The organism is Nonomuraea sp. MG754425, assembly GCF_021699195.1.
Lineage (GTDB): Bacteria > Actinomycetota > Actinomycetes > Streptosporangiales > Streptosporangiaceae > Nonomuraea.
The window spans coordinates 1-9,651 of the sequence record NZ_SSXE01000278.1; the positions used below are offsets into that span (position 1 = coordinate 1).

Sequence of the window (9,651 nt, forward strand, 5' to 3'; positions counted from 1 at the left end):
GCCAGCCGACCGCGCCAGCGCATCCCCGCGCCGGCCACATCCCCCAAAAAGAGGACACCCAGGTCATGAACGACTCCCCACAGCATCCCGCTATCGGCGCACCGCCCGACAAGCTTCCTGCTTCGCTGGAGGCGATCACCGAGCAGGCTCGACGCGCCCACCAGCACCACCTCGACGACACCGTTCGGCGTCTGGGCCGGGGGGAGCGGCTGACGGCTGAGCAGGTCTACGAGGCCCTGCACGCGCAGACTCTGTGCAGGTGGTGGCTGCTGGTGGCCCGGCACATCGAGCACGCTGACAGCGGAGGCTTGCCACCGGCCCAGGCCATCGCCAGGTTCGTCTCCTGGATCACCCCCTACCTCGACGACCCCACCCCGCCAGACCCCAGCCAGGCCGTGGGAACGCGCGGGCGGGAAGGCGAGCTGGAACTCGCGCTGGCTCACCTCGGCCACAGCATGGCCCTCATCCGGCAAGGTGCCGCCCGCACCTTCCTCGCCCAAGCCCAGACACTCGCCCAGGCCGAGATACTCGTGCCGACCTCCCTCACGAAGCAGTCTCCGAGTGCCTCGACCGGACGGGAGGCCACAGCATGACCCACCCACACCACACTGGCACTGGTGAGCCCGCGCCCGCGCCCGCGGCGCCGCCGCCACCGGCAGCCCGCATGCCCGGATCGGACCGGGCGGATAGCACGGGTGTGGAGATCTTCCAGATGCTCGGCTGGCGCTGGGACATCACCGAGGCCAAGAAACTCATTCAGGACCGGGGCCCGGATGGGTGGATCGTGACCGAGCGCTGGGCGGCCATGATCCAGCTCGTCGCCATCGACGCCGAGCACGTGCTCCGGGTGGACCTGTCCGAGCCGCTGATCATGGCCACAGTCCCGAACGGCGGCATGCTGATCATCGACGGCTGGCACCGCCTGTGTAAGGCCGTGGCCTTCGGGGTTGCGGAGCTGTTCGTTGTGATCCTCACGGAAGAGGAGGAGCTCGCCTGCCGGATCGTCGGCGAAGAGGACGACGAAGAAGAGGAAGACATGCCGGACGAGGATGTGTTCGGTAGTGCCTGATCCGGTGGCGTAGGGGGTGTGCCCCGTCCAGCACAGGCAAATTGCGCTGGCCGGGGCACACCTCCTCTGCCACCGGGTCTCATGACGTTAGCGGCTTTTCGGTGGCTCATACACGAAGGTGCCTGCCTTGATCTGCGCGATGATCTTCTTCACGTCTTTTGGTGGGCCCAACGGCGGGGTGGCGTCGGGGGCCGGTCCGCGCGGGCTGAGGTGGCGGGCGGGCTTGTTCGCCTCGGGCCTGGGCTTGATCCTTCTGACGAGGGGTCCGTCGCCGTCGGGGGCACCTGCTGGACGGGGGTGGAGGGTGTGGCCGATGAGGCGCAGCACGGATTCGATGGGGAGCAGGTAGTCGATGAGGCTGGTCTCGTCGTCATCGGTGAGGGTGGGGTCTTGGGGTCGGTTGCGGTTGTGCAGGGTGACCTGGCCGGCGCGGTGCAGGTGATCATAAAGGCGCCCTTCCAGCCATCCGGCTTCGCTGCTGTTGAGCGTTTCGTCCTCGTTGGATTCGTAGCGGATGAGCAGGGCCCGGTACCAGTGGTCGCGGTCTTTGAGTTGCTGGAGGACGCGGTGGCGCAGGCCGGGGTTGGTGGCTTTGCCGACGTAGGCTCCCCACCGCCCGTGGGCGTCGGGGCGGTCGAGCAGGATGTAGGCGCCGGGGACGTTCCAGCCTCGCTCGAGGAGTTTGGCGTGGTCGCGGTCGAGCAGCAGCATGCCGGCGACCTTGTGCTTGGCGCGGATCTTGATCGGGTTGTTGAGGTCGTAGGAGAGGCTGACGACGAGCTGGGACGGGGCAAATCGCATCGCGCACACGAGGTGCCTCCTTGACCTGCGGACCGCCGGAGCTGTTCCCGGACAGTATCGGATGCATGCCTCTGCGTGACTGCGAGTTCTGGGAAGAAACGAGCAGCTCACCCGCCGGATAGGTGCCACGCCGGTGCCGGACGCCGCTTTGGCAGCCCGCGCGATCCGCCGTGACCATGGCTCGGGATGTGGTGGGGGCTGTCCACCACCTGTGAGGGCCGTGCGGCGGCTGTGGGGTAAGCGGTGCTGTAGCGGTTGCAGCGGGTGCGGCGTGTGGTCAGCGTGAGTCGGGTTGTCCGGTGGCGGCGTGGGCGGTGGGGCGGGTGAACTCGATCAGATCCCTGCGCTGGTAGCTGTTGATTGTGACGACGCTGCGTCGGTTGGGGGCGTGGATCATCTGTCCGCCGCCGATGACGAGGCCGACGTGTCCGGGCCCGTCTGCTTGCATGCGGAAGAAGGCCAGGTCTCCGGGCTGTTCCTGGCCGGGTGGGATGGGTGGCCCGTGGCGCCATTGGTCGGCCGCGACCCGGGGGATCGAGATTCCGGCGGCTTGGTAGGCGCGCATGGTCAGGCCGGAGCAGTCGAAGGAGGCGGGTCCTTCGGCTCCCCACCGGTACGGTTTGCCGAGCTGGGCGTGCGCGTACGCAAGCACGGCGGCGATCTGCTCGCCCGGGATGAGCGGGACGCAGGTTCCGGCGAGTGCGTCGACGGTGCGCTGGGCGAGCGGCTCCCAGGGGGCGTAGGCGTCGGGGAAGGCGGAGCGCTGGACGGCTTGGGCAGCTCGGGTGAGCGGGAGTCGCTGCCAGCGGGCCACGTTGACCAGGCGCTGGTAGAAGGCGCTGGTGGCGTGGCGGGGGTCGAGGACCTGTTCGGGTGTTCCCCAGCCTTGGCTCGGGCGTTGCTGGAACAGGCCCAGGCTGTCGAGGTGGCCGTGGCGCAGGTTACGCAGTTTCGATTCCTGCAGGGCGGTGGCGACCGCGATGACGGCTGCCCGCGTGGGCAGGCCGCGCTCCGTGGCGATCTGAATGATGAGGGCCGCGTGGGTCTGTTGCTCGACGTCCAAGGTCAGAGCGGAGGCCATACCCGTCGGCGCATCGGCCGCTACCGGCCTGTCCGCCTGCCCGCCCGTCGTGCTGCTCGTCGTCGCGGGTGTGATCGCGCAGCCCAGACCGGCGGGTGTCCCGGAGCCGGTGAGGACGCTGGTGGCGGCCGCGATGAACGCGCAGATGATGAGCAGCAGGAGAACGGCGCCGGCCGCGGCGACCTTCACCTGCCCGGTTCCTCCTCGGCGAAGATACGGTCGAGGAACTCGTCATCGTGGTCATCGGCGGCTGTGGGCGGCTCGGCGTTTCGGCCGAGGGTGAGGTGGGGCCAGCCTGCTTGGAGGTCGGCCAGTCGCATCCGTGTCTGTCCTGGCTGGGCTGGAGCGGGGAGCCAGATGGGACCGGCGGGGCTTTCGCGGTGGGTGGTGTGGACGGCGGTGGCGATCGGCAGGTCGGTGCCGGTGAGGAGTTTGCGCAGGTTGGTTTCGCGGGCAGGGCTGGGCAGCCAGAACAGGAGCGGGGTGGTGATGTGGGTGGCGTCGGCGAGGTTGCGGTAGTCGTGGAGTTTGTCGGCGACGCGCTTGAGGGTTTCGGTGCCGGTGTCGTGTTCGAGGAAGAAGTCGATCTGGTGGCCGTTCTCGTGCCAGGTGCCGTAGGCGTCGGGGCGGGCCAGGTCGCTCCATTGGGTGGCGCACTGCTTTTCCGACCACCAGGTGCGCAGGGCGGTGTGGGGGGTGTGGCGGGCGTGGTGGTGCAGGTGGGAGAAGAAGTCGTTGACGCCGATCTGGTGGGTCAGGCGTGAGGAGACGGCGATGGGGATGTCGGGGTTGTAGCCGAGTTCTTTGACGGTGGTGCCGTGGCGGGCGGCCAGGGCGGCGGCTCCGGCTTTGCCGAGGGCCCAGTGGATGGGGGCTGAGCCTGCGCCGTATCCGGCCCAGGGACGGAAGCGGGTGACGGCGTTGAGCTGGAACAGGATGGTCATGCGGGCGCGGGTGGCTTGGGCGATGGTGAAGAACATGCGCTGTAGTTGGTGGGTGGTCAGGACGCGGTGGCGGTGCAGGTGGTCGAGGATTTGGTAGTCGCGTTCGGTCAGTCGCGCGGCGAGTGCAGTCAGCGCGGTGTGATCGAGGCGGGGCTGAGCTGCCGGGATGGGCTGGATGGTGAACCGGGGCAGCTTGCGAGCGGCCGCCTTGTGGGTGGCGGGCTGCGTGGTCTGCTGGCAGGTGCACGAGCAACCGCAGGGCTTATCGGACATGGTGAACCTCCATGACGTTGGTACGGCGGGACGTTGGTCGGCTCAGGAGCGGCTGGAGGCTGAAGAAGCGCCAGGGCCACCGTCGCGAGAGGCATGGCCGGGTGTTGTGCGTGCGGTTGGTGCGGGCGCCTGGCCTGTTCGCCGGGTGATCGCCGGTGCGGTGAAGAGCTGGCGAGATGCCTGGCGGATCGCCGCTTCCCGGCCCTCAACTGCGGCGGGCAGGGGCCGGGTGCGCAGGGTGAACGCTGAGGTCTGCCGGCCTTCGATCACAAGGCGGGCGGCGGCTTGGTAGGCGCCCAGGTGGGTGAGGTCGTGCGGGCTGATCAAGGGCGCGGTGTGGTGCTTCAACTCGCCTGCGTCTTTGGGTGAGGCGTTGAAGTAGACCTTGTTCCGCGCGTCGGCGGAGAGCGCTTCGCGCAGGTCGGCGGGGAGCTGGTCGAGATGCTGGTGAGCGAGTACCAGGGAGAGCCGGTAGCCGCGTGCCTCGGCGAGCACGTCGTTGATGTGACCGGGCAAATTCAGGAAGTTGTGGCACTCATCGATCACGAGCGAGGCATCCGACCTTGCCGACTCGACCTGGTGAGAGCGGCGGGTGGCAGCTTGCCAGGTGTGGGCCAACAGGATGGAGCCGAACAGCCGGGCAGCATCATCGCCGAGGATCCCTTTCGGGAGACGCGCGAGGACGAGCCCGCCTCGATCGAGGAGCCGGCCGATGGGCACGGTGGTGTCCGGGCCGGCCAGCGCCTGGCGGACGAACGGCCGCAGCAGGACGGCGCGGAGCTTGTTCATCACCGGTCCGATGACGGTGGCCTGCCCGGCTGGGGTGAGCGCTTCGTAGGAGTCCCAGAACCCGGCCAGCAGCTCATCGCGCAACTTGGCCGTGGTCCGGGCCCGAAAAGCCGCATCGGTCAGCAACCGGGGCACATCGGCCAGAGTCGCCTTACGGCCCAGCACACTGGTCAAGGTCAGGCAGGTAGAGCGCAGCAGGTCATCGACCCGCGGCCCCCAGGCCGAGGAGAAACAGCGGTGGAAGATGGTGACCACGGAGTCGACAGCGAAGGTCGGATCATGCCCGGCGAGAATGTTGATTGACGGCGGCGGGGCCGCGTCTTGCGGGTCGAACACCACCGTTCTGCCGACAGCTCGCTCGGGGAGCCGGTGGAGGATGTCGATGATCAGGTCTCCCTTCGGGTCGATGACCAGGGCGCCTCGTCCTGCTGCGGCGTCGGCGAGGACGAGGTTGGCCAGCAGGGTGGATTTGCCGACGCCGGTGCCGCCGAGCACGTGGGTGTGGTGCCGCCCGTCGGCCACGGGTAGGGCGACGGGCCGCCGTGGGCCGCTGTCGGCGTCGCCCAGGACGCGGGCCATGCCGCCCGCCATGGTGCGGGGCACGACCGGGGACGGTGCTACAGGGCGGGCTCCGGCGCGGGTGATGCCGGGGGCGTCGATGTCCCAAGGCAGGTGGGCGAGCATGGCCAGCTCGGTGACGGACAGTAGATAGCCGCCGTCGAGGCGGCGCGAGCCGATCGTGCGCCCGGGCCGCCGGAGACGGGCTCGGCGCAGGTACTGGTGACCGCCGGTGAAAAGGGCGAAGACGCCGGCCAGGGTGTGGGCGTGGCCTCGCAACCACCGGCGAACCAGATCAGAGGAGCCCATGCCGTCGTGGTTGACGGGCGCCAGGGTGCCCGAGGTGATGGGGTCGCGGCTGGTGGCGACGGCGTAGCGGATGGCGACGGTGTAGCGCGGCTGGCCAGCCTTGGCCAGGATGGTGCGGACCTGTTCGGCGCGTTCGGGGAAGTCGCGGGCCAGATCGCTGGTGTGGTGGTGGTCGCGGGTGCTCGTGGGAAGGGGAAGGATCTCCTCAAGGACGCGGCCGAGGCGGTGGCGGCTGCCGCCTCCACGCAGGTGGGCGGCTGCCTGGTAGGCATGCCGCAGACGCTTGCCGGTGGTCGGGCGGGCCAGCACCTGGACGACAGCGTGCTCGCCTTCTCGGAGTCCGCCCATGGCTTCCAGCAACGATCGGATGGGGTCGTGGTCGTGGTCGGTTTTGAGCGGGAAGTGCTCGGGCGCGCCGAGAACCAGCCGCCCGCCCGCGACCTCGGCCTCGCCAGGAAGGGGTGAGGTGGTGGGGCTTGTGGTGGTGGTCGCGCCTGGCCAGGCGGCTTGGATGGCCTTCTCCACGATCCCGGGCGGGATGGTGCCGGGCACCCACAGGCGGATGCGCACTCCGGCGTCGCTGCCGCAGTACTCCCACACCAGATGCGGCTGGCCGGCGAAGGCGCGCTTCCACGCGGGCCGCAGGAGCCCAACGAACTGACGCCACAACACCACGGCGCCCTCGGGATCGCTGCGCGGCGGGCTGGAGATCTCGATGAGCTGGGCTCGGGGGGTCATGTCGGTGTGACGAAGCCAGCCGAGCAGGTAGCGCACCGCAGCAGCCACCGCCCATGTCATCCCGATGACCACAGCGAGGCGGGGTCCGTAGGTGAGAGCGAGTTCGGGCAGGCGGGCGGGCAACCCGTTCAGGAAGTCGAGGGCGGCCTGCACGTCGTGGTCGTCGATGCCACACAGCAGGCACGGCTCATCCTGGGTCGGTGACAGGGTGGTGGTCATAGCGGGTCGCTCTCCTCGTTGTCCTGCTGGATGGTGGTGCTCTCGGCTTCGGGCTGGCTCGGTGGATGCATGGCGTCTGTCGGGAGTGGGCGTTGATCGTGCTGGTCGAGTTTGGCGAGGTGGGCGGGGTCGGTTGTGACCAGTGCGGCCTCGGTTGGTGAGGCGACGATGGTCAGGGCGGCTCGGTTGGCGGGGCCGGCGATCAGGAGGGCTTCGCCGCGTTCGGCGGTGAGGAGGAATTGGCGTTCGCCGTCGGTGAGGTCGAAGGCGTCGCCGACCGCGCTGATGGCCTGCGGGGCTTGGCGGAGCAGGATCTGGCTGGCGGCGTTGGCCACGATCGCCTGTCCGAGCTCGGTGCCGAGCAGGTCGGCGGCGTCCTGGGTGACGACGGCGAGCCCGGCCCAGTGCTTGCGCGCGGCCTTGGCCATCCGGAACAGGAAGCGGGCGCCTTCGGGTTCTTTCATCAGCAGCCAGGCTTCGTCCACGACGACGAGGCGTTTCTTGCGGTCGCGGGGGTTGGCCACACGCCGCCAGATGGCGTCCAGGGCCAGCAGGGTGCCGACCGCTTTCATCTCCTCGGGCAGGTCCCGGAGGGAGAAGACGGTCAGGTGTCCGGCCGGGTGGGTGGTTGTGGGGCCGTTGAACAGTTCGCGGTAGGAGCCGGTGACGTAGGGAGCGAGCTGGGCCGCCAGATCCGCTCCCGTCTTGCCGGACGTCTGTCCGGTAAGCGTGGTGACCAGATCGGCCAGGAGCGGCGCGGGTCTGCTCCAGGTGACGGGATCGCGGGTGATCCCGGCGGTCTGGTAGGTGGCGATGATCGCGGAGTCCAGCGTTGCCCGCGTCTGCGGGGTGAGGGCGGTGCCGCCGAGCATGGTGGCGATCAGGGTTTGCAGGAACATGGCCCGCCGCGCCAGCACGTCATCGTGTGCCCCCTGGCTCGGGGGCAGGTCGAAGGGGTTCCAGCGGACCCCCGAAGCGCCGAGGCGTACGTGGGTGCCGCCGACGGCGTGGGCCAGGCGCGCGTATTCGTCTTCGGGATCGACGACGGCGACCTCTACGCCGTGGTAGAGCAGGCGCAGCGCTTCGAGTTTGGTGAAGAAGCTCTTGCCGGCTCCGGAGCGTGCGAGGACGACGGAGTTGTGGTTGTCCTGGGCGTAGCGGTCCCACACGACGACGCCGGTGCCGGTGGCGCTCAGCCCGTACAACACCCCGCTCTCCCTGACAGCAGTGGGAAGGTCGGGTGAGGTGAACGGGAAGGCCGCCGCCAGCGCGATCGTGTCGAACGTCCGTGTCGCACCGAGGGAATCGACCCCGAGCGGGAGGCTGGTTGTCCACCCCTGCAAGGCCCGGAAGGTCGCCGGTTGAGCATCGAGCAGCAGGGACGAGGCGAGAGCCCGGACCCGTTCCACTTCGGCGGCCAGTTCCGATTCCGAAGGAGCGTTGACGGTGAGGTAGAGGCCGACCTTGAAGAGCCGCCCGTGGCCGCGGGCGAGCTGTTCGGCCAGGTGGGTGGCGTCATCGGCGGCGGCTTCTGCGGTGAAGTCGGCGAGTCTGCCGTGGGTGGCGTCGGAGCGGCTGGCCGATTCCAGGCGGGCGAGCTGGCGGCGCAGCCGCATGGCCGCCACGGCTTGCGGAATCGGCTCGATATGCAGCGAGACGTCGAGGTGGCCGGGGTAGGTGAGCAAGGGTTCCAGCCATCCCGCGCCGACCTCGCGCGGGTAACCGGTCACCGCGAACGACGCGCAAACCGCGCCGGGCAGGGTCAGAGTTCTGGCTCCGACGTGTGCCGATCCTGGATGGGTGAGGCTGCTGGGCTCGTTAGGGGTGTGATGGCGTCGGCGTAGCTTCACGGGGTGCTCCCGGAGGTTGAGGTGATCAGTTCGTCGGGCAGGGCCTGGCCGGGCGGGTGCCGGCTGCCGGGGTCGAGGCATTCAGCCAGTACCTGGTGGGCGGCGTCGGCGTCCAGGACGCGCGCGGCGATGCCGAGCGCGGCCAGGCTGCGTTCGGCTTCGGCGGCGCGCCGCAGGACGACGGCGGCGCAGGCGTCACGCCGTACCGGGCGGCGTCCCTTGCTGGTGGTGGGGTGGTCGCGGAGCACGATGAGGACCTGCCGGGTGAGTAGCTCGCGCGAATTGTTCAGCTCGGCCAGGTAGTCGGCGTGCCGGCGTGCGGCTGCGGCGAGCGCTTCGTGCGGCAGTGTGTCTGCCTGCTGCTCGACCGTGTCGACGAGGTGGGACAGGTCGGCGGGGCGGGCTCGGGCGAGGATCTGCACGGGCGAGTCGAGGGAGTTCAGCCATCGGCCGAACGCGCCGACCAGGGCTGCCTGTTCGCTGGTGGTGCGCAGGTGGAAGGACAGGGTGCTGGTTTCGACGAGGACGGCGACGCCTCCGTCGGCGAGTTCGAGGGCGCCGTCGGTACGGATCGCCTGGACCGGCAGGCGCAGCGGGGCGGGCAGCGTGCCCCGCAACCGGCACCACCTCGGCGGTCCGGCGACCCCCTCGGGCGCGGACACCAAGCGTTTGCGGGCGCGGGCGTGGAGCAGGGCAGCCGCCGCGAAGCGGTCCAGGGTGAGTCCATCGCGTCGCCCCAGCGCGATACTCAGGCCGAGAGCCAGGAGCGGCAGCAGGATGGCGGCCAGGATGACGATCGGCAGCAGGTGCTGGAACAGGTGGTAGAGGGCGGCGGCGATGCCGCCGGTCAGCGTGATGATGAGGATCTGCCGGAAGGTCAGCCCGTAGGCGATCTTGTCCGGGGTGTTGATGTCGGCGGGAATGCTGGTGATCAAGGGTTCGGGCTCGTTCACCGGCCGTCCTTCCTGCGTGTCCGGCGGGGCGACGGCGGGTCAAGGCGGAGGCGGAGTTGCCGGGGCC

Annotated in this window: 8 protein-coding genes; 2 read left to right on the plus strand and 6 right to left on the minus strand. The window is 69.6% G+C overall.

What is annotated here, in order from left to right:
* Both FAF44_RS49435 and FAF44_RS49440 read left to right on the plus strand, forming a co-directional pair.
* A partial coding sequence (locus FAF44_RS49435; RefSeq protein WP_237110424.1) for a hypothetical protein occupies window positions 1–593 on the plus strand: 593 nt, incomplete at its 5' end.
* Window positions 594–697: 104 nt separating this feature from the next.
* Complete coding sequence (locus tag FAF44_RS49440; RefSeq protein ID WP_237110425.1) at window positions 698–1,069, plus strand: hypothetical protein; 372 nt, start codon at window positions 698–700, stop codon at window positions 1,067–1,069.
* Window positions 1,070–1,156: 87 nt separating this feature from the next.
* On the opposite strand, the gene FAF44_RS49445 is transcribed toward FAF44_RS49440, so the two are convergent.
* From FAF44_RS49445 to FAF44_RS49470, 6 genes are all read right to left on the minus strand, one after another.
* A complete protein-coding gene (locus tag FAF44_RS49445; protein ID WP_237110426.1) occupies window positions 1,157–1,879 on the minus strand; it encodes a hypothetical protein in 723 nt (240 codons plus the stop codon).
* 268 nt (window positions 1,880–2,147) lie between these two features.
* Window positions 2,148–3,140, minus strand: a complete 993-nt coding sequence (locus tag FAF44_RS49450) for a C40 family peptidase (protein ID WP_237110427.1) — start codon at window positions 3,138–3,140, stop codon at window positions 2,148–2,150.
* Entirely contained in the window at window positions 3,137–4,168 is a 1,032-nt protein-coding gene (locus FAF44_RS49455) for a replication-relaxation family protein (RefSeq protein ID WP_237110428.1), read from the minus strand. Before FAF44_RS49455 ends, FAF44_RS49450 begins: the two co-directional genes overlap by 4 nt.
* A 42-nt stretch (window positions 4,169–4,210) precedes the next feature.
* Window positions 4,211–6,781: a type IV secretory system conjugative DNA transfer family protein gene (locus tag FAF44_RS49460; protein WP_237110429.1), complete on the minus strand. Its 2,571-nt coding sequence runs from the start codon at window positions 6,779–6,781 to the stop codon at window positions 4,211–4,213.
* On the minus strand, window positions 6,778–8,511 hold the full coding sequence (locus FAF44_RS56210; protein ID WP_237110430.1) for a VirB4 family type IV secretion system protein: 1,734 nt from the start codon (window positions 8,509–8,511) through the stop codon (window positions 6,778–6,780). The genes FAF44_RS49460 and FAF44_RS56210 overlap by 4 nt, the downstream gene beginning before the upstream one ends.
* A gap of 116 nt (window positions 8,512–8,627) precedes the next feature.
* Window positions 8,628–9,584 carry a PrgI family protein gene (locus FAF44_RS49470; RefSeq protein WP_237110431.1) on the minus strand — a complete coding sequence of 319 codons (957 nt, stop codon included), beginning with the start codon at window positions 9,582–9,584 and terminating at the stop codon, window positions 8,628–8,630.
* Between the last annotated feature and the right edge of the window lie 67 nt (window positions 9,585–9,651).